The sequence below is a fragment of the Arthrobacter sp. SLBN-112 genome, assembly GCF_030944625.1.
GTDB lineage: Bacteria > Actinomycetota > Actinomycetes > Actinomycetales > Micrococcaceae > Arthrobacter.
In genome coordinates this window covers 184,860-203,642 of record NZ_JAUSXY010000001.1, presented here as the reverse complement: position 1 = coordinate 203,642, position 18,783 = coordinate 184,860, and the positions used below count along the sequence as shown (strand labels likewise).

The following is an 18,783-nucleotide window of genomic DNA, read 5'->3' as shown; positions in this document are numbered from 1 at the left end:
CGCAGGCCGGCTTTATAGGCTTCCTTCATGGACCCAACTGAGCTGAGGAATATCTGCCTTTCGTTTCCGGGAGCGTACGAGGATTTTCCTTTCGGACCGGAAACCTCAGTCTTCAAGGTCCGTGCCCACATTGCCGGGGGCACCCGGCACGAGGCCAAGCTGTTTGCCGTGTCCACCATGGATGAGCGCGACTTTTCGGTGAGCCTGAAGTGCGAACCGGCCCTGGCGGTGCAGCTGCGCGCAGTGCACCCGGAGATCACCGGCGCATGGCATATGAACAAGACGCACTGGAACGGTGTACGCCTGGACGGCAACTTGCCTGCGGGGATGATCCGGGACATGGTGGAGGACTCGTATGACCTGGTGGTGGCCGGCCTGAGCCGGAAGCAGCAGGAGCAACTGGGGTGGGCGCGCCTTGAAAGGGCCGGCAGTGATGACTGACAACGCACAGGGGGCAGGCGGCCTTAATTACCCCGGTATTGGAAGCACTGAAACAGGCGCGGCGCCGGCCGGGTATGACCGTGTCCTGGAGGAGGCGCTCCTTGGCTCCGGGCTTGAGGCCTACCGGCGCGTCGCGGATGGCATCCTGGGCTGGGAACTGCAGCGGCGGGCGGGCCTGCGGGTCCGTGCCAAGTCGCCGAGGGCGGTGCCCGGTGCGCGCGTGGTGAGCGGATTCGGCGTCGGGCCCTTCCGCCTGGATGCGCCCTGCCAGGTGGTGTGGGTCCACGAGCCCGCGGACCTGGATGGGCCGCAATCGGCCGGCTTTGGCTACGGTACGCTGCCCGGCCACCCCGCCCGTGGCGAGGAGTCCTTCGAAGTGGAGATCAACGGCCAGGGGGAGGTATGGCTTCGAATCCGTGCTTTCAGCAAGCCCGCCAACTGGTTCTACGCCGCCGGCGGACTGGTCACCCGCGCGGCGCAGCGGCACGTTACTTCCCGGTACATTGAAGGGGCACGCTCTCTCGCCGCGGAAGGAACATCCCAGTGATCTTTATCGTCGTCAAGTTCAAGGTTAAGCCTGAATGGTCGGAACGCTGGCCGGACCTCGTTGCGGACTTCACCCAAGCCACCCGGCAGGAACCGGGCAACCTGTGGTTCGACTGGTCCCGCAGCTTGGAGGACCCCAACGAGTACGTCCTGGTGGAAGCCTTCAAGGACGACACCGCCGGCGACCACGTCAACAGCGGCCACTTCAAGAAGGCCATGGCGGACATGCCGCAGGCCCTTGTGGAAACACCGAAAATCATCAGCCGCCAGCTCGACGGCGAAGGCTGGGACCTGATGGGCGAACTCACCATCTAACCCTCGTCGATTGCTCCGTAGCTGTCGTTCTGGTGCTCCTAAACGGCAGGTGCGGAGCAGTCGATAGCATGAACTCATGTGGATCGGCTGGATCGAGTTCGATATCCTCCTGGGCGACGTGCACAGCCTCAAGGAGAAACGCTCCGTGGTCCGGCCCCTCCTCGCTGAACTCAAGCGCCGCTTCGAGGTCTCCGTTGCCGAGGTGGGGGACCACAGCCAGTACCGGCGCACCCAGCTTGGTGCTGGCTTGGTGGCAGCAGACCGGCCGCACCTCATGGAGGTGCTCGCCGCCGTCGAACGTTTCGTGGCAGGCAGGCCCGAGATCGAACTGCTCAGCGTCCGCCAGCGCGAGCTGCACAGCGAGGACTAAACCCAGCGCCACCCTCGCCTCTCGACCCCGGCCAGGGAAACCCTGGTGGCGTGTGCCGCACCCCATCGATTGCTCCGCACTTGTCGTTTTCGTGCCCCAAAACGACATCTACACAGCAGTCGATGAGGGGTGTGGATAACTTCTGCGGTCTTTGCCCGATTCTGGTCTTATGGACCGATGAAGACCCCACGCCCCCTGCCGGAGGTGCTTCGCGGCCGTCCATTCACCCTCGTCGACGCCTCGATCGCCGGGGTATCCCCGCGCCGCTGGCGGCACGGTTCCATGGAGCGCTTTGGCCGGGGGCATACGGATGGAACGTGCGACGGCGGAACTCCCGTTGAGCACGCGGGTGCGGCCATTCATAGAGGTCAATAAGAGATGCGCAGCATCCCACCTCACTGCCGCAGAGCTGCTTTCGCTGCCTCTTCGGCTGCGAAAGGAGAATCCCGACATGCACCACATCATCCGTCCCGAAGGCGAAGCGCATCTGGACCGGCCGCACGTCATCGTGCACAGGATGAAGCTCTACGATGATGAAGTCACAGTGCATCAGGGCATAGCTGTCACGACACCGGAACGGACCTGGCTGGATCTCGCTGAAGTCCTGAGCCTGGACGCGCTTGTGGTGGCTGGCGACAGCTGCGTTCGGGTGCCTCGGCCCGAACTTGAGGGCCGGGACATGCCGCTGTGCACTATCGCTGACCTTCAAAGAATGATCGACCGGCACAAGGGGAAGCGCGGCCTGCGCAAGGCCAAGGAAGCCATCAAGCTGGTGCGGGTGGGCTCCGATTCGCCCCAGGAGTCCCTCTTGCGGCTCGCGATCACCCGTAGTGGGCTGCCCGAACCCGAGCTGAACGTCCCGATCATCACCGATGACGGTATCAGGCACCACGAGCCGGACCTGTCCTACCGCAAATACAAAATCGGCATCGAGTACGAGGGCGAACACCACGGCGACGACAGCCAAATCACCCGGGACATTGCGCGGTCGGAACGCTACGCCGCACTGGGGTGGACGGAAGTCAGGATTTCCAAGCGACACATGGTCAATGATGCCAAGCCCGCTGCGGCCAAGGTCCAGATTGCGCTGGTCCAGTCCGGTTGGCGCGGAGGTGACTAAAACGATTGCTCCGTACTTGTCGTTCTGAGGACTCAAAACGACAAGTACGGAGCAATCGATGGGAGGGCCCACGCCGCCAGGGTTACCTGGCCGAGCTTGCGAGGCGAGGGTGGCGGTGGGGAGGGTCAGCCGAAGTACTTCGGCAGCGTCCCCTCGTGGGCTTCGCGGAGGGCGTCCAGGGACAGGCCCTCCACGCCGTTGATCTCCAGCTTGCCGCTGGCCGCGTCCACCACGCCGACGCGGGTGTGCGCGAAGCCGCGGGCGGTGCACATGTCCGTGAAGCGGACTTCCTCAGAGCGCGGGACGCCCACCACGGCACGCCCCTGGGATTCGGAGAAGAGTGCCGTGAACAGGTCCACGCCGTCCCGGTCCATGACGTCCTGCAGCGCGATCCGGGCACCCACGCCGTAGCGCAGTGAGGACTCCACCAGCGCAGCTGCAAGGCCGCCTTCGGAGAGGTCGTGCGCGGAGTCGATCATGCCGTCGCGGGATGCGTTGATCAGGATCTCGCCCAGTGCGCGCTCGGCCTCGAGGTCAACCTTCGGCGGCTGGCCGCCCAGGTGGCCGCGCATGTTGGCCCACTCGGAACCGTCCAGCTCGGCGCCCGTGGTGCCCAGGAGGTAGATGGCCTGGCCGTCCTCACGCCAGCCCGACGGCGTGCGGCGGGCAACGTCGTCGAGTTTGCCCAGGACCGCCACCACGGGGGAGGGGTGGATGGGCGTGGTGCCCGTCTGGTTGTATAGCGAGACGTTGCCGCCGGTGACCGGGATGCCCAGCACCATGCAGGCGTCGGACAGGCCGCGGATGGCTTCGGCGAGCTGCCACATGACGTCCGGGTCCTCGGGGGAGCCGAAGTTCAGGCAGTCGCTGACGGCCATGGGGATGGCGCCGGCGGTGGCCACGTTGCGGTAGGCCTCTGCCAGTGCCAGCTGCGCGCCGTGGTACGGATCGAGGTAGGTGTAGCGGCCGTTGGCGTCGGTGGCCAGGGCAACGCCCAGGCCTGATTCCTCGTCCACGCGGACCACTCCGGCGTCATCGGGGAACGCCATGGAGGTGTTGCCGCCGACGTACCGGTCGTACTGGTTGGTGATCCAGGACTTGGAGCACATGTTCGGCGATGCCACGAGTTCGGTGACGGCCTTGGCCAGTTCAGCGGGGGCGGCCGGGCGCCCGGCGTCCTGCACCGAGCCGGTGAAGGTGTCGGCCTGGACGGCGTCCTGCCACTCGGGACGGGCGAACGGGCGGTCGTAGACCGGGCCGTCGTGGGCCACGGTGCGGGGATCGACGTCGACAATCACGTCGCCTTCCCAGGTGATGATGAGGCGGCCGGTGTCGGTCACCTCGCCCAGCCAGGAGTACTCCACAGCCCACTTGTCCATGACGGCTTCGAACGCTTCCACGTTCTCCGGCGTGACAACGGCCATCATGCGTTCCTGCGACTCGGACATCAGGATCTCGCCCGGGGTCAGCGTGGGGTCGCGCAGCAGGACCGAGGTCAGCTCAACCTGCATGCCGCCGTCGCCGTTGGAGGCCAGTTCCGACGTCGCACAGGAGATACCGGCGGCGCCGAGGTCCTGGATGCCTTCCACCAGGGAGCCCTTGAACAGCTCCAGGCAGCACTCGATGAGGACCTTCTCGGCGAACGGGTCGCCCACCTGCACCGCGGGACGCTTGGACGGCTTGGTGTCGTCGAAAGACTCTGAGGCCAGCACGGAGGCGCCGCCAATGCCGTCACCGCCGGTGCGGGCACCGAACAGGACCACCTTGTTGCCCTTGCCGGAGGCGTTGGCGAGGCGGATGTCCTCGTGGCGCATGACGCCCACGGCCAGCGCGTTGACCAGCGGGTTGCCCTGGTACACGGAGTCGAACACCATTTCGCCGCCGATGTTGGGCAGGCCCAGGGAGTTGCCGTAGCCGCCGATGCCGGCCACTGCACCGTGCATGACGCGGGCGGTGTCCGGGTGGTCGATCGCGCCGAAGCGCAGCGGATCCATCACGGCCACCGGGCGGGCGCCCATGGAGATGATGTCGCGGACAATGCCGCCGATGCCGGTCGCGGCGCCCTGGTAGGGCTCAACGAACGACGGCGAGTTGTGCGATTCGATCTTGAAGGTCACGGCCCAGCCGTCCCCGAGGTTGGTCACGCCGGCGTTTTCGCCGATGCCCACCAGCATGTCCTTCTTCATTTCCTCGGTGACCTTCTGGCCGAACTGGCGCAGGTGGTTCTTGGAGGACTTGTAGGAGCAGTGTTCGCTCCACATGACGGAGTACATGGCCAGTTCGGCACCGGTGGGGCGGCGGCCCAGGACCTTGACGATCTCGTCGAACTCGTTCCGCTTCAGGCCCAATTCGGCCCAGGGCAGCTCGGTGTCCGGAGTCTTGGCTGCGTTCTCGACGGTGTCGATGTTGAACTTCTTGGTGGTTTCGGTGGTCACTTGTCGCCTCCCACAATCTTGTTCAGTACGGAGGTGAAGAAGCCCAGGCCGTCGGTGTCGGAACCGCCGATGCCATCGAGCGATTCGGGGCCGAAGCCCGGCTCTACGGCGTGCTCGGGGTGCGGCATGAGGCCCACCACGTTGCCTGCTGCGTTGGAGATACCGGCGATGTCGCGGCGGGAGCCGTTCGGGTTGAAGCCCACGTAGCGGAAGACGACGCGTCCCTCAGCCTCAAGGGCGTCGAGGGTCTTCTCGTCAGCGATGTACTGGCCGTCCTGGTTCTTCAGCGGGATGGTGATCTCCTGGCCCGACTGGTAGTCCAGCGTCCACGCGGTGTTGGCGTTCTCGACACGCAGCACCTGGTCGCGGCAAAGGAACTTCAGGTGGTCATTCTTGATCATCGACCCGGGCAGCAGGTGCGACTCGGTGAGGATCTGGAAACCGTTGCAGATGCCCAGGACGGGCAGCTTGGCATCGGAGTTCGCGGCGTCGATGATTTTGGACATCAGCGGGGCAAAGCGCGCAATGGCACCGGCGCGCAGGTAGTCGCCGTAGGAGAAACCGCCGGGAATGACGACGGCGTCCACGTCGCCGAGTTCCGTGTCGCCATGCCAGAGTTCGACGGCGGTGGCGCCGGCCAGGCGGACGGCGCGGGCGGCGTCGCGGTCGTCAAGGGTTCCGGGGAAGGTCACGACGCCGATCCGGGCGCCGGCGAGGCGCGGCTCCGCGGCGACGGCGACTGCCTCGCCGATCAGGGGAAGTTCAGTCATCTCAGGCCTCGACGACCTCGACGTTGACGACGTCTTCGATCACGGGGTTGGACAGGAGGGTTTCGGCGGCATCGCGGGCCTGGGCCAGGATCTCCTCCGTCACCTCGCCGTCGACCGTCAGTTCGAAACGCTTGCCCTGGCGGACAGAGCTGAAGCTGGTGAAGCCCAGCCGGGGGAGAGCGCCAACGATTGCCTTCCCCTGCGGGTCCAGAATCTCGGGCTTGGGCATGACGTCAACAACGATCCGGGGCATCCGGCAACTCCTGTGCGTGAGCTTGGGTAAGGGCGCAGCGGAGTGGTGCCGTCTCACGCCGTACCGGGATGTGGGAGACAGTTGGTCACCTGCGTTGGTTCACCATGAGGTCGGGCGCTCCGCGAGCTTGCCCTATCATTCTACCGGCCCGGGCTCATCCGTCCGCATTCGGCAGATTCATGGAGCAGAACCCGGTCCGGGAGGTTCAGGACAGCGGCCAGGCGGGTGTGCTTCTGGAGTTGCCGGAGGGGGTTCACTAGGATTGGTTGATGGCGCAAAATTCCAGGTCCGTGCTCTTGCCGATGGTTGCTGCGGCCGTGTTTGCCGGCCTGGGCAGGATGGTGCTGCAGAAGGTGAAGGCAGACCGTTTGGCCCGTGAGACGCGGGCGGCCGGCCCCATTGGACGAAAAAACCAGGCAGTGGATCAGCGACGTGGTGCGGACCCCCCGCCACTAGCTGCCCGCGTACTTCCCCAGCAACGCCGGGGCGTCCTTCGGGGCGCCCTTTTTATGTGTCCGGATACTCCGGCGGGCACGGATATGACAAACGAAAATTTCCCGAATGTGCCCTATGTCATATCTCGCTCTCAGTCTGTACTCTGTGAACAGTCTGGTCTCAGCAAATTACAAGATCTGTAATTACCTCTGCAGTTCCAGTCGTTTGGGGCCCATCAAGGCTGGGCGGTACATCGTGAAAGGGTTGCGCGTGAAATCAACTGGAAAGAGCCCCTTGCGGGCTGGGGGACTCCGGAAAGCGGCCGCCCTGGCCGTCGGGTTGCCCCTTCTCATAAGTTCGCTGGCAGTTGGGCCGGCCACGGCAGCGCCGGTGGGCCAAAGTCCGGAGAAGGCCGCTGCCAACGCGAAAGACAGCCAGTTCAAGGACGGCCGGTACATCGTGGTTCTTGCCGGCCCGGCTGCCGCAGCCTACGAAGGGGGAGCCGCCGGGCTGGGCGCAACCAAGCCGCAGCAAGGCCGGAAACTTGATGCCGGCAGCCCGAACTACAAGGCCTACGACGCGCACCTGCGCCAGCAGCAGCGTGAGGTTGCGGCAGCCCAGGGGGTCGCTCCAGACAAGCAGTACACTGCCGCCCTCAACGGGTTCACTGCGGCGCTGACCGCGCACCAGGCGGCAGAATTGTCCAAGGACAAACGAGTCCTCGTGGTGGCACCCGACGTTGAGAACAAGCCCGACTACACCACCACCGACTTCCTCAAGCTCACCGGTCCGGACGGGACATGGTCCAAGGAGTTTGGTGGTGAAGCCAACGCCGGCAAGGGCGTAGTGGTGGGCGTCATTGACTCCGGCTACGCACCGGACAACCCCTTCCTCCGGGGCGAGCCGCTGCAGCCCCTGCAAGGTGCCCCGCAGGTGGGCGTCCCCTACCGCACCGGCGAGGGCAAGATTGCCATGCTCAAGGCGGACGGCACCACCTTTGAGGGCGAATGCCAAAAAGGCCAGGGAACCGGGGCTGCCTTTGACGGTTCGCTCTGCAACTCAAAAGTGATCGGCGCCCGCTACTTCGCCGACTCCTTCCTCCAGTACGTGGCCCCTGGCAACAGGGCCCCCGAGGAGCAGATTTCCCCGGTGGACGTGGGCAGCCACGGCACCCACACGGCAACAACGGCAGCCGGTAACGCCAACATCGAGCAGGTGATCGACGGCGCCGGCTTCGGAAAGAGCTCCGGCGTGGCTCCGGCGGCCAAGGTCTCGGTGTACAAGGTCTGCTGGGAGGACACCAGCCCGGACACCGGCGGCTGCTACTCGTCATCATCGGTTGAGGCCATTGACGCGGCCATCAAAGACGGCGTGGACGTCCTGAACTACTCAATTTCCGGCAACAACAACAGCACCACCGATCCCGTGGCGCTCGCCTTCCTGAACGCCGCCGCAGCCGGCGTCTTCGTGTCGGCCTCGGCCGGCAACTCCGGGCCGACGGCCTCCACTGTGAACCATGCCTCACCATGGTTGACCACCGTGGCCGCCTCCACCTTCCCGAGCGACCTGCTGGGAACGGTCAAGGTTTCCGATGGTTCGCTGTACCGCGGCGCTTCCATCATGAAATCGGAGGTCGCGGACAAGCCCGTCGTCGTGGCCGCTGCTGCCGCGGCCCCCGGGGCTGCAAACGCCAACCTGTGCGGACCGGGAACCCTGGACCCCGCCAAGGTGGCCGGGAAAGTGGTGGTCTGTGACCGTGGAGTGGTGGACCGGACCGCCAAGAGCCAGGAAGTACTGGACAAGGGCGGCGTTGGCATGATCCTGGTGAACCTCACCAGCAGCTCCGAGGACGCCGACAACCACGTCGTTCCCACCGTCCACGTCAACGCCCCCAAGAGCCTGGAACTGAAGTCCAAGCTGCAGGCGAACCCGGCACTGACGGTAAGCCTGGTCAAGGGTGACCTGACCGGACTTCCCCCGGCTCCGGCGCCCCAGATCGCGGGCTTCTCGTCCCGCGGGCCCACCCTCGCATCCGGCGGCGACCTGCTGAAGCCTGATATCTCGGCCCCGGGTGTGAACGTCCTCGCCGGCGTCTCCACGATCGGCAACCACGGCGACCAGTTCGGATTCATGTCCGGCACGTCCATGGCCGCGCCGCACATTGCTGGTTTCGGCGCCCTGGTGCTTGGCAAGCAGCCGAAGTGGTCGCCCGCCATGGTGAAGTCCGCCATGATGACCACCGCCTACCCGCTGGTCAATGCGGATGGTTCTCCCAACACGGATCCGTTCCAGGGCGGCGCCGGCCACATCGACTCCACCCGAGTCCTGGATCCCGGCCTCGTTTACGACTCCGGCATCCAGGACTGGCTCGGTTTCCTGAACGGCCAGGGGGTCGATACGGGTGCCCCGCAGGCCGGCTCCATCGCTGCCCGCGACCTCAACCTTCCCTCGGTCGCCTTGGGCAGCCTCGTGGGCGAAGTCCAGGTCAAGCGCAAGCTGACGGCCCTGGTGCCGGGCATGTACCGGCCCGAGGTGAACATGCCGGGCTTCAACGTCGTCGTCGAACCCAAGGCGCTAAACTTCGCCAAGGCCGGACAAACGCGTGAAGTCACCCTGACTATCCGGAACGTCAGCGCACCTGTCGGCAAGTTCAGCACCGGAAGCCTCACCTGGAAAGGGCCCCGGACCGTCACATCGCCGATTGCCATCCGCCCGGTCGACGCCCAGATCGCTCCGTCGTTCTCGTTCAGCTCGGCCACCGGCACGGGCAGCGGCTCCATGGAGCTGGTGTCGGGCTCGGACAGCCCCATCGCCGTTGGAGTGGAGGGCCTGGCGCCACTGAGCCAGACCGCCATCACCAAGACCCCGGGCGGGTACGCACCCACGAACGATGCCCACAATGCCTTGGTCCAGGTGCAGGTTCCCGCGGGCTCCACCTTCGCGCGGCTGGGCATCCAGGCGAAGTCGAACGACGTCGACTGGGACATGGTGGTGTACGCACCTAACGGGTCGGGCGGATTGACGGCCACCCAGGTGGCAACTGCCTCGGCGAGCGAGTTCCTGGATCTGGAAGCGCCGCGGGCCGGCACCTACTACGTGGTGGCCAACCTGTACGCAACCCCGGACAACGGGCCGGCCACTGCCTCGGTCCAGGCTGTGAGCTTTGCGGGCGACGCCGGCAACCTCACCGTCAACCCCAACCCGATCGTGGCACCCAACGGGACGGCCACCTCGGCCACCCTCAACTGGACCGGCCTTGCTGAAGGGTCTTACCTTTCGCGGCTGAGCCTGGGCAGCAACGGCATCAAGACCTGGGTAAACGTGCAGGTGGGTTCCGGCTCTGCCCCGGCTCCGGCCGGCGCTCCCCAGATGGGCATTGCGCAGGCTCTACCCGCAGCCTGAGCATCAACTAAGCATGGGGGGAGGGTCCCGGACGGTGCGTCCGGGACCCTTTTTCGCGCCCGGCCGCTGAAGACTAGGTGGCGTCACCGCCCAGCAGGGGAGCCATGGCCTTCCACCGGGCGATCTCGCAGCCGTCCGTCCGGGTGAAGACCGAATGGACCGCTCGTCCATGGAACGTGCCGGAAACGACGGCAACCTGAGGCCCCCCGTACTGCTGGGTGCATAATTTCGGGGGCCCAGGCTTGGGAAAGAAGACGTCTTCCCCAAATTCCTCCACGGCAGCCAGGGCTGCTTCCGGTGCCGGCAGGGTGGTCCCGGCCGCCGGATTACCGTCCTCCGCCACCAGCCGGAACACATACTCGGGAGCGTCGGGTTCTTCCCGAATGCTGATGGCCAGGTCGATCACTTCTGCGCTCCTTCCGCAAGGGCGCCAAGGACCCGGGCAAGCCTTTCCCGCAGCGTGGTTGCCTCCGCGGCAAAATTGCGCTGGTGCTCAACGTAGGAAGCCTTGCCCTGTGGAGTTTCGATGGCAATGGCCGGGTAGCCCCACTCGGCGAGGTCGTACGGGGAAGCCTGCATGTCCATGGCCCGGATGCGCCAGGAGAGTTCGAAGCAGTCCATGACCAGTTCGCTCGAAAGGGTCGGCAGCAGCTTGTACGCCCACTTGTAGAGATCCATGTTGGCGTGCAGGCAGCCCGGCTGTTCCATGTCGCGCTGCGATTCCCGGCTGGGTGAAAACTCGTTGAGCGGGACGGCATCCGGGGTGTAGAACCGGAACGCGTCAAAGTGGGTGCACCGGATCTTGTTGTCCTCCACCACCTTGTCCGTACCCGCTGATCCCAGCCGCAGCTGCAGGTATTCGTGGCGGAGGTCGAACTTGTCCTGGCGGTAAACCATGGCCCATTCGTGCAGGCCGAAGCAGCCGAATTGTGCTGGCCGTGCCGCAGTGCCGCGGAGGATCACCCCGGCGAACGCCACCGCCTCCTTGCGGTCGGCAAGGAAGGCGGCCCGGTCGAAGGTGACTGCCATGCTCCCCGCAGCCAGCCCCAGAGAGGCAAGCTCGCCGTCGTCGAGCGTCCGGTAGTGCTTCCACCCCTGCCGGGCGGCTGCCTGCCCGCCGGTGAGGACGGTCCCGGCCCCCGGGTGCCAGCGCTTCAACTGGCCCGGCTTCTGGGTGTAATAGGTGAATAGGAAATCCTCCACCGGGTGCTTCTGCCCAGCCGACCGGCGGGCAAGGTAAGGATCGGCGTAGCGGCTGACGCGCTGCAGGTGGGCTTCCTCCCGTGCCTGCGCGCTGTCCTCCGCCAGCAGGCTAAGAGGCTCCACCGGCGGCACCGAGCACATCCTTGGCGGCGTCCCACGCACTGATTTCACACCCGTTGGTCCGGGCGAAGGAGGATTCGACGGCGACGCCATCCACAACCCCCGTCACAGCCGCTTTCTGCGGGCCGCCATACTGCTGGGTGCAGGGCCGGGTGCTTTCCGGGGCGGCCGGAGCCGCGATGGCGGGGTTTGCCTTGAGGGCCGCGCAGGCAGCAGCAGGATCAGGGTGGCTGCTTTCCGCGGCGGGGTCCCCAGAGGTGCAGACCAAGGTGTAGTCGAGTTCGGGTGCGCCCTCGGACGGCACCACGGTAATGGCAAGCTCGGCGTTTCCCTGCCCCGGCCCGTTGCTGGGACGGGAAGTTGTGGGAGCTGGGGCGGCAGCGGAGGTTTCAGTGTCGGGTGAGGGGGTTGCAGGGGCGCTGCCGGACGCGGACGGCCCGCTGTTGGGTGAGCCGCTGCAGCCGGAGAGCAGCCCGGCGCTTATGGCCAGGACCGCTGTGAACAGCCGTAGGTTACGCATCAGGCCACCTCCCCTTCGTCAGGCAATTCTAGTCGCCCGTGCTGCGGGAAACCGCGGCGGGCAGGTGGGACAGTCTCGCAGCCGGCCTTCAGTGGGTCTTTTCCGACGTTGCAGCGATCAGTCCCATCATGGTGGAGTGCAGCTCGGTGACCTGTTCGCGGGTGAGGCCCAGCCGCTCCATCATGGTTCCCGGGACCTGCAGGGCCTGCTGCCGGAGCGCCTTGCCCTCGGCCGTCAGCGCCACCGCGAGCGCACGTTCGTTACCCTCCGCGCGGCCCCGCGTGATCAACCCCGCGGCCTCGAGCCTGCGCAGGAGCGGCGAGATGGTGGCCGGCTCCTGGGCCAATGCCTCACTGATGTTCCGTACCGTGCGCGGGCTGGTCTCCCAGAGGCAGAGCATCACCAGGTACTGCGGATGCGTGAGGTTGAGCTTCTCCAGTACCGGCTTGTAGGCGCCCACGACGCTGCGGGCGGCCACCGTCAGGGCAAAGCAGAGCTGATGTTCCAGGAGCAGGTCTTCTTCTTGCGCGGCGTCGACGGGTGTGGCAGTCATGGCATCCTTACATTGTTAGTGCACTAATGATTAGTGTACACTTGTTGGACATCAGCAGTGAATGGAAGGAACGCCTTCATGGGCAGGGACAGGTCCAAGGACAAGGGCAATGCCTCCCAGCGCTTCATGCGCGCCACGGGAAAACTCAGGGCTGTTTTCGGCCCGGCCAACCGCTCCGCGCTGGCGCATGACATGACCGAGGAAAACCGCCGGTTGCTCGCCCAGCGCCAAGCCGAAACACAGCAGTGGGAGACCATCACCAGGCCGGACGGCAGCACCTACGTGGTGCCCAGGAACCCTGAGGACCGCTCCCTGCGCTAAGCTTTCCACCCTGTGCGGCCGGCGCCTTTTTCCTGCCCCGGGCTTAGAATGAGGGCACTGCTTCCCGTTGGAGGCAACAGCGCTTTCGCCCGAGTTTCGGGGAAGGGGGTGGAAAATAGTGGCACATGTCCTCAGCGGCTTCATGGGCCTGACCGAGAGGCTCCGCTTCTTGTTCGGTCCCGCCACCCGACTGGATGCCGACACGCCCGTGGTGCACAAACACGACGAATTTGAGCAAGCCTCCGAAGAGGACCTTTCGCATTTCGTGGTGGAAACCGATTCAACAGGCCACCACTACGCTGTGCGGCGGGAAGACCTGGAACGCGAAACCTGATACGGAAAAAGCCGGGCTGCCGTTACGAAGGTAACGGCAGCCCGGCTTTTCTTGTACGCTCAGCGGCCGGTGCCGCCGTAAACCGTCGCTTCGCTTTCGCTGTCGAGGCCGAACGCCTGGTGGATCACGCGGACGGCCTCATCCAGCAGGTCGGCGTGGGTCACCACCGAGATGCGGATTTCAGAAGTGGAGATCATGTTGATGTTGATGCCGGCGTCGGACAAGGCCTTGAAGAACGTGGCCGAGACGCCGGGGTGTGAGCGCATGCCGGCGCCGATCAGGGACAGCTTGCCGATCTGCTCGTTGTATTCGATGGACTCGAAGCCGATTTGGTCCTGGGCGGCGTGAAGGGCGGCCAGGGCATCGGCACCCTCGACGATCGGCAGGGTGAAGGAGATGTCCGTCTTGCCCGTGCCGTGCGTGGAGACGTTCTGGACGATCATGTCGATGTTCGAATGGGCGTCGGCGATGACCTGGAAGATCGCAGCGGCCTTGCCGGGAATGTCGGGGACGCCGACCACGGTGACCTTCGCTTCGGAACGGTCATGCGCAACGCCGGAGATGATTGGCTGCTCCAAGGCAACTCCCTCTTGAGTGGTGATCTTGTCGTCGGCGCTGGGAATGACCCAGGTGCCTTCATGCTGGCTGAATGAGGAACGCACGTGCAGCGGGACCCCGAACCGGCGGGCATATTCCACACAGCGCAGGTGCAGGATCTTCGCGCCCGAGGCGGCGAGTTCCAGCATCTCCTCGCTGGAAATGGTGTCGATCTTCTGGGCCGACGGGACAACGCGGGGATCGGCGGTGTAGATGCCGTCAACGTCGGTGTAGATCTCGCACACATCCGCTTCGAGCGCCGCCGCAAGTGCCACAGCCGTAGTGTCCGAGCCGCCACGGCCCAAAGTGGTGATTTCGTTGGTGGCCCGGCTCATGCCCTGGAAGCCGGCAACAATGGCGATGTTGCCCTTGTCCAGCGCGGTGCGGATACGGTGCGGGTCGACGTCGATAATCCGGGCCTTGCCGTGGATGCCGTCGGTGATCATTCCGGCCTGGGATCCGGTGAAGGACTGTGCGGACGCGCCGAGCTTGTTGATGGCCATGGCCAGCAGCGCCATGGAGATGCGTTCGCCGGCGGACAGGAGCATGTCCATTTCGCGGGCGGGGGCGGAATCTGTCACCTGCGCGGCAAGGTCCAGGAGCTCGTCCGTCGTGTCGCCCATCGCCGAGACGACCACTACCACCTCGTTGCCGGCCTCCTGGGCATCGACCACGCGCTTGGCCACGCGTTTGATGCCTTCCGCGTCCGCCACGGAGGAGCCGCCGAATTTCTGCACGATGAGCTGTTTGGTCACCGCGCCGGCGGCGGGCGCCACCTGCGGCTGGGTTGCGTTGTGCAGTTCGGTAGTGGGCGTACTCATGCGCGTACCTTCATCGGATCAGTTGGAGTTTTGGAGGCCATGAAGCCTGGCGGCGCGACTTCCTCCGACAGTTTATCGCCGCGCCCGGAGGGGACGTTGAATTATGACCACATACCGGCCATGGCCGGTGCCGGTGGCAGCGGCGGGGCCCACCTTTGGTGGAGTACGACGGCGGGACGCCCCCGCGTGCCTCAGGCCAGGGCGTTTCGACGGCCTTCGAAGGCGCGGCCCAAGGTGACCTCGTCCGCGTACTCGAGGTCGCCGCCCACCGGAAGTCCGGATGCCAGGCGGGTGACGGTGATGCCGATTGTCTTGAGCATGCGGGCAAGGTAGGTTGCCGTGGCCTCGCCCTCAAGGTTCGGGTCCGTGGCGATGATGACTTCCTGGATGGAGCCATCATTGAGGCGGGTCAGCAGTTCCCGGATCCGCAGTTGCTCCGGTCCGATGCCGGCAATCGGATTAATCGCGCCGCCGAGGACGTGGTACCGGCCGCGGAAGGATCGGGTGCGTTCCACGGCCAGGACGTCCTTGGACTCCTCCACCACGCAGATCAGGGCAGGATCCCGGCGCGGGTCCCGGCAAATGTTGCAGAGCTCCTGCTCAGTGACGTTGCCGCAGACCGTACAGAACTTGACCCTCTCCTTGACCGTGGTGATGGCCTCGACCAGCCGCTTCATATCCTGGGGATCGGCTTCAAGGATGTGGAACGCCAGCCGTTGCGCCGACTTGGGTCCCACTCCTGGAAGGCGTCCAAGCTCGTCAATCAGCTCCTGGACAGCACCTTCGTACACAATTCCCTCTTTAGTTCGATGTGAATGGCGGCCAGGTCACCAGGTGCGGACCGCCCGTTCGTTGGGTGGCAGCCGGTCAGTACCGGGGCGTTATGGGACTTCCGTCCGTGGACCGTTCCTCGATCAGCTTTCCGCCCAGAATACGCTCCACTGCTGCGCGTCCGAAGACACCGGACTCCTCGATGGTCTCATCGTCGGCGCTCGGCACGTCCTGGACGTACGCGCTTGGTGCCGTTGCGGCCCTGGAGGGCGCCTTCGCGCGGCCGGCCTCAGCTTCCGGGCTGTTGGACAGCCGCTGGTAGAGGCTCTGCCGCGTTTCAGGCCTTCCGGCTGACGGTGCGGCCGCGGGAGCCTGTGGCCGGGACGGGGCAGCCGTAGCGGGCCCGGCTGATGCCATGGCGAGTTCGGGCTCCGGTGCGGGCTGGGCCGGTGCCGGCTGGTACGTTACCCGGACAGAGTCCTCACGGCTGCTGTGGGTAACCGTTCCCACACCCCAGTCCGCCTCGTCCGGTGTCCTTGTCGCAGAGGCCGGGATGGTAGGCGGCACTTGGACGGTCGCCGGTTCGTAACGCGGAGCCGGGGCCGGGGAAGCCGGCGATTCGTCCGCGGAAGCACCGACGGGCGGTGCACCAACGTTGCTCTTGTCTCCGACCACCCAGACGCCGGGGGCCTGCTCCACGGCCCGGGCCCAAGGATCGTGCGCGGCGCCGGCAGGTAGGGCCCCTCCGTGTCCGGCGGCGCCGGCAGGTGGGGCCTCTCCGTTTCCGGCGGCGCCGGCCGGGGCTGTGGCGGGCCCCTCGTTCCGCGCGGCTTCCGTGCGGATGCTGCTGGCGGGCAGGCCCCTGCCGGCAGAGGTGGCCGGCGGTGCGGCGGGGCTGCCCGCACGTGCCGAAGGTTCCCAGTCCACGGGGGGTTCTTCATCCAGCGGCGGAGCATCCTCGTCCCGCGGCGGGCCCCAATCGTCGTCGGAGTAGGAGTAGTCCCCGCCCGAGGAAGGGAAGGAGGACTGCGCAACTTCGGGCCCGGACGCCTTGCCCGGGGCTCCGTCGCCTTCGGATGCCGGCCGGATGGCCTCCCTGCGCTGCTTGTCATCGGCGGAGGGAGCGGCTGCGGCGTCTGCGGGCGAAGGTGCCGAAGCCGTTGCGGCCTGGGCCGGTACGGAGGCAGGTGTATGAGCCGTTACAGGTGCCGGCGCAAGTGCGGCCTCGGGAGGAGCGGATACAGGTGCCGGTGCCGGTGCAGCTCCAGGTGCAGCCTGTGCAGGTGCGGGCGTAGCGGCGGCAGCCTTGGCTGCCGTGCCCGCAGGTGATTCGGCGGGAGCGGGAGCAAGTCCCCAGGCAACGTCAGCTGAAGTGGCCGGAACCACCGGGCTGGCCGGCACTTTTGGGTTTGGCTCAGAGCTCGCCTGGCTGGCGCCGCCGGCAACCGCGTTGATCTGCAGGTCGATGCCAACCGTCTTGTGGATGGCCTGGCGCAGATTGTCGGAATGGTCCGCCCGGCCGAAGGCCCCGGCGAGTCCCGACGTGGTGAAGGAGAGGGTCAGGATACTGCCGTCGAAGGCACTGACCTGGGCGTTGGGCTCTACCAAGGCCCAGGTGCTGCGCTTGATCTTCGACAGGGTCTGCAGGACATCAGGCCAGGCCCTGCGAAGGACTTCAACGTCGCCCATCGCCGGAGGAGCTGCCGGGGCGGACCGTGCCGGTTCTTCTTGGGGCGTCGTCGGCGTTGCGTGGGGGGCCGCTGCCGCGGTGGGCGTCTGAGGCGCTTTACCGCGCCCGGGTTCCTCCACAGGCCAGTCGTTGGTGCTTACCCGTGGGGGAGTGAAGGACATGCGGGAATCCGGAGCGGGCGGGGCGCCCTGGCTGTTCCCGGATTCCGGTCCTGCGGAGGAGGACGGTCCTGGGGAAGGGGCCGCCACCGTGGGTGCGGCAGGCCCGGCATGAGCTGGAGTGGCCTGTTCGGGTTCCTGCGGGCGGGCGGCCGGCGCGGCCGCCGTAGCGCTCGTTGACTGGTCCGGCGTGTCCCGGCCAGGCCGGGGCTCGGGCGCTACCGCTTCCTGGGCAGGCCGCGGGCTGGGTGAGGCGGGACCGGAAGCCGCGCCGCTGGGCACCTGTGCAGGGACTGAAGGCGCAGGTGCGGGGACTGGAGCCGCCGGTGCTGACGGCGCCGGCGGTGCTGCCGCTGCCGGCGTGGCCGGGGCGGCAGCACCGACGTCGTTCCCGGCATAGTTGAGGCGCCGCTCCACCCTGTCGATCCGTGCTGCCATGCCGCGTTCGTTCTGCTCGGAGCTGGGCAGGAGGATCCGGGCGCACAGCAGCTCAAGATGCAGCCGCGGCGACGTGGCTCCCGTCATCTCGGTCAGGGCCGTGTTGGTGACGTCTGCTGCCCGCGAGAGCTCCGCGGCACCCAGGTTGTGCGCCTGGTTCTGCAGCCGGGCGATCTGGTCCGCCGGCATGCCGCGCAGGATGGCATGGGCGCTTTCCGGCATGGCCTGGACAATGATGAGGTCGCGGAAACGCTCCAGCAGGTCTTCCACGAACCGCCGCGGATCATGGCCTGTCTGGATCACGCGGTCCACGGCACGGAAGACCGTTGCGGCGTCAGAGGCGGCTACGGCCTCCACGACGTCGTCCAGCAGCGAGGCGTGGGTGTAGCCGAGCAGTGCGACGGCGAGTTCATAGTCCAGCCCGTTGGGCCCGGCCCCTGCCATGAGTTGATCCAGGACGGACAGGGAGTCACGGACAGATCCGCCGCCGGCGCGGATGACCAGTGACAGGACGCCGGGAGCCACAGGAACGTTCTCCTGGCGGCAAAGGAGCTCAAGGTACGCCATCAGTGGCTCGGGCGGCACCAGCCGGAACGGGTAGTGGTGCGTCCGGGAGCGGATGGTGCCGATGACCTTGTCCGGCTCCGTGGTGGCGAAGATGAACTTGATGTGTTCCGGCGGCTCCTCAACGATCTTCAGGAGGGCGTTGAACCCAGCGGAGGTGACCATGTGGGCTTCGTCGATGATGAAGATCTTGTACCGGTCCCGAACCGGGGCGTAGGTGGCGCGCTCCCGGAGGTCCCTGGCGTCGTCCACGCCGCCATGGCTCGCGGCATCGATCTCGATGACGTCGAGGGAACCCGAGCCGCCGCGGGCCAGTTCCACACAGCTGGGGCAGGTTCCGCACGGGTTGTCGGTGGGGCCCTCGGCGCAGTTGAGGCAGCGCGCCAGGATACGGGCGGAGGTGGTCTTGCCGCAGCCCCTGGGGCCGGAGAAAAGGTAGGCGTGGTTGACGCGGTTCTTACGCAAAGCCGTCATCAACGGTTCGGTGACATGCTCCTGCCCGATAACGTCAGCGAACGAGTCGGGACGGTATCTGCGGTACAGGGCGGTAGTAACTGTCACAGAGAAAACCCTACCAATCCGGGCTGACATCCTGCCGCCCTGTGG

The 18,783-nt window shown here is 66.2% G+C and carries 18 protein-coding genes and 1 pseudogene; 9 read left to right on the top strand and 10 right to left on the bottom strand.

Annotated features, from left to right (window positions below):
* The first annotated feature begins 27 nt into the window (after positions 1-27).
* The 5 genes from QF050_RS00905 to QF050_RS00885 all read left to right on the top strand — a co-directional run bounded on the left by QF050_RS00905 (position 28) and on the right by QF050_RS00885 (position 2,792).
* The gene (locus QF050_RS00905; protein ID WP_308928731.1) at positions 28-441 is read left to right on the top strand and encodes an MmcQ/YjbR family DNA-binding protein; all 414 of its coding nucleotides are present in this window, start codon (positions 28-30) and stop codon (positions 439-441) included.
* A complete protein-coding gene (locus QF050_RS00900; RefSeq protein ID WP_308928730.1) occupies positions 434-988 on the top strand; it encodes a DUF1990 domain-containing protein in 555 nt (184 codons plus the stop codon). Before QF050_RS00905 ends, QF050_RS00900 begins: the two co-directional genes overlap by 8 nt.
* Complete coding sequence (locus tag QF050_RS00895) at positions 985-1,302, top strand: putative quinol monooxygenase (protein ID WP_308928729.1); 318 nt, start codon at positions 985-987, stop codon at positions 1,300-1,302. The genes QF050_RS00900 and QF050_RS00895 overlap by 4 nt, the downstream gene beginning before the upstream one ends.
* 76 nt (positions 1,303-1,378) lie before the next feature.
* Entirely contained in the window at positions 1,379-1,672 is a 294-nt protein-coding gene (locus QF050_RS00890) for a DUF503 domain-containing protein (RefSeq protein WP_308928728.1), read from the top strand.
* Between the two features lie 451 nt (positions 1,673-2,123).
* Positions 2,124-2,792: a hypothetical protein gene (locus QF050_RS00885; protein ID WP_308928727.1), complete on the top strand. Its 669-nt coding sequence runs from the start codon at positions 2,124-2,126 to the stop codon at positions 2,790-2,792.
* Between the two features lie 125 nt (positions 2,793-2,917).
* On the opposite strand, the gene purL is transcribed toward QF050_RS00885, so the two are convergent.
* From purL to purS, 3 genes are read right to left on the bottom strand one after another with little or no spacing between them, the layout of a single operon-like run.
* Positions 2,918-5,227 carry a phosphoribosylformylglycinamidine synthase subunit PurL gene (gene purL / locus QF050_RS00880; RefSeq protein WP_308928726.1) on the bottom strand — a complete coding sequence of 770 codons (2,310 nt, stop codon included), beginning with the start codon at positions 5,225-5,227 and terminating at the stop codon, positions 2,918-2,920.
* A complete protein-coding gene (gene purQ, locus QF050_RS00875) occupies positions 5,224-5,997 on the bottom strand; it encodes a phosphoribosylformylglycinamidine synthase subunit PurQ (protein WP_308928725.1) in 774 nt (257 codons plus the stop codon). Before purQ ends, purL begins: the two co-directional genes overlap by 4 nt.
* A gap of 1 nt (position 5,998) precedes the next feature.
* A complete protein-coding gene (gene purS, locus QF050_RS00870) occupies positions 5,999-6,250 on the bottom strand; it encodes a phosphoribosylformylglycinamidine synthase subunit PurS (RefSeq protein ID WP_015935902.1) in 252 nt (83 codons plus the stop codon).
* A 269-nt stretch (positions 6,251-6,519) separates the two neighbouring features.
* On the opposite strand from purS, the pseudogene QF050_RS00865 reads away from it, so the two are divergent.
* Together QF050_RS00865 and QF050_RS00860 are read left to right on the top strand one after the other, a co-directional pair.
* A pseudogene (locus QF050_RS00865) lies at positions 6,520-6,706 on the top strand (hypothetical protein).
* Positions 6,707-6,955: 249 nt separating this feature from the next.
* Entirely contained in the window at positions 6,956-10,087 is a 3,132-nt protein-coding gene (locus tag QF050_RS00860; RefSeq protein WP_308928724.1) for a S8 family serine peptidase, read from the top strand.
* A 73-nt stretch (positions 10,088-10,160) separates the two neighbouring features.
* On the opposite strand, the gene QF050_RS00855 is transcribed toward QF050_RS00860, so the two are convergent.
* From QF050_RS00855 to QF050_RS00840, 4 genes are all read right to left on the bottom strand, one after another.
* Positions 10,161-10,493: a serine protease inhibitor gene (locus QF050_RS00855; protein ID WP_308928723.1), complete on the bottom strand. Its 333-nt coding sequence runs from the start codon at positions 10,491-10,493 to the stop codon at positions 10,161-10,163.
* Positions 10,490-11,431, bottom strand: a complete 942-nt coding sequence (locus QF050_RS00850) for a 3-methyladenine DNA glycosylase (RefSeq protein ID WP_374121485.1) — start codon at positions 11,429-11,431, stop codon at positions 10,490-10,492. Before QF050_RS00850 ends, QF050_RS00855 begins: the two co-directional genes overlap by 4 nt.
* A complete protein-coding gene (locus QF050_RS00845; RefSeq protein ID WP_308928721.1) occupies positions 11,400-11,930 on the bottom strand; it encodes an SSI family serine proteinase inhibitor in 531 nt (176 codons plus the stop codon). The genes QF050_RS00850 and QF050_RS00845 overlap by 32 nt, the downstream gene beginning before the upstream one ends.
* An 88-nt stretch (positions 11,931-12,018) precedes the next feature.
* Positions 12,019-12,483: a MarR family transcriptional regulator gene (locus QF050_RS00840; protein ID WP_308928720.1), complete on the bottom strand. Its 465-nt coding sequence runs from the start codon at positions 12,481-12,483 to the stop codon at positions 12,019-12,021.
* Between the two features lie 78 nt (positions 12,484-12,561).
* Here QF050_RS00840 and QF050_RS00835 point away from each other — a divergent pair, with 78 nt between their 5' ends.
* Entirely contained in the window at positions 12,562-12,804 is a 243-nt protein-coding gene (locus QF050_RS00835; RefSeq protein ID WP_308928719.1) for a hypothetical protein, read from the top strand.
* Between the two features lie 118 nt (positions 12,805-12,922).
* Positions 12,923-13,138 carry a hypothetical protein gene (locus tag QF050_RS00830; protein WP_308928718.1) on the top strand — a complete coding sequence of 72 codons (216 nt, stop codon included), beginning with the start codon at positions 12,923-12,925 and terminating at the stop codon, positions 13,136-13,138.
* Positions 13,139-13,197: 59 nt separating this feature from the next.
* Here QF050_RS00830 and QF050_RS00825 read toward each other — a convergent pair whose 3' ends face one another.
* The 3 genes from QF050_RS00825 to QF050_RS00815 all read right to left on the bottom strand — a co-directional run bounded on the left by QF050_RS00825 (position 13,198) and on the right by QF050_RS00815 (position 18,768).
* Positions 13,198-14,556 carry an aspartate kinase gene (locus tag QF050_RS00825; protein WP_308928717.1) on the bottom strand — a complete coding sequence of 453 codons (1,359 nt, stop codon included), beginning with the start codon at positions 14,554-14,556 and terminating at the stop codon, positions 13,198-13,200.
* 191 nt (positions 14,557-14,747) lie between these two features.
* On the bottom strand, positions 14,748-15,347 hold the full coding sequence (gene recR, locus QF050_RS00820; protein WP_308928716.1) for a recombination mediator RecR: 600 nt from the start codon (positions 15,345-15,347) through the stop codon (positions 14,748-14,750).
* 76 nt (positions 15,348-15,423) lie between these two features.
* Positions 15,424-18,768 carry a DNA polymerase III subunit gamma and tau gene (locus QF050_RS00815; RefSeq protein ID WP_374121484.1) on the bottom strand — a complete coding sequence of 1,115 codons (3,345 nt, stop codon included), beginning with the start codon at positions 18,766-18,768 and terminating at the stop codon, positions 15,424-15,426.
* Positions 18,769-18,783 lie beyond the last annotated feature (15 nt).

Excerpts from the sequence above, each read along its gene's own strand:
- QF050_RS00905 (WP_308928731.1), top strand. The coding sequence starts at position 28 with ATGGACCCAACTGAGCTGAGGAATATCTGCCTTTCGTTTCCGGGAGCG.
- QF050_RS00900 (WP_308928730.1), top strand. The coding sequence starts at position 434 with ATGACTGACAACGCACAGGGGGCAGGCGGCCTTAATTACCCCGGTATT.
- QF050_RS00890 (WP_308928728.1), top strand. The coding sequence starts at position 1,379 with ATGTGGATCGGCTGGATCGAGTTCGATATCCTCCTGGGCGACGTGCAC.
- QF050_RS00885 (WP_308928727.1), top strand. The coding sequence starts at position 2,124 with ATGCACCACATCATCCGTCCCGAAGGCGAAGCGCATCTGGACCGGCCG.
- purQ (WP_308928725.1), bottom strand. The coding sequence starts at position 5,997 with ATGACTGAACTTCCCCTGATCGGCGAGGCAGTCGCCGTCGCCGCGGAG.
- purS (WP_015935902.1), bottom strand. The coding sequence starts at position 6,250 with ATGCCCCGGATCGTTGTTGACGTCATGCCCAAGCCCGAGATTCTGGAC.
- QF050_RS00850 (WP_374121485.1), bottom strand. The coding sequence starts at position 11,431 with ATGTGCTCGGTGCCGCCGGTGGAGCCTCTTAGCCTGCTGGCGGAGGAC.
- QF050_RS00845 (WP_308928721.1), bottom strand. The coding sequence starts at position 11,930 with ATGCGTAACCTACGGCTGTTCACAGCGGTCCTGGCCATAAGCGCCGGG.
- QF050_RS00840 (WP_308928720.1), bottom strand. The coding sequence starts at position 12,483 with ATGACTGCCACACCCGTCGACGCCGCGCAAGAAGAAGACCTGCTCCTG.
- QF050_RS00835 (WP_308928719.1), top strand. The coding sequence starts at position 12,562 with ATGGGCAGGGACAGGTCCAAGGACAAGGGCAATGCCTCCCAGCGCTTC.
- QF050_RS00825 (WP_308928717.1), bottom strand. The coding sequence starts at position 14,556 with ATGAGTACGCCCACTACCGAACTGCACAACGCAACCCAGCCGCAGGTG.
- QF050_RS00815 (WP_374121484.1), bottom strand. The coding sequence starts at position 18,768 with ATGTCAGCCCGGATTGGTAGGGTTTTCTCTGTGACAGTTACTACCGCC.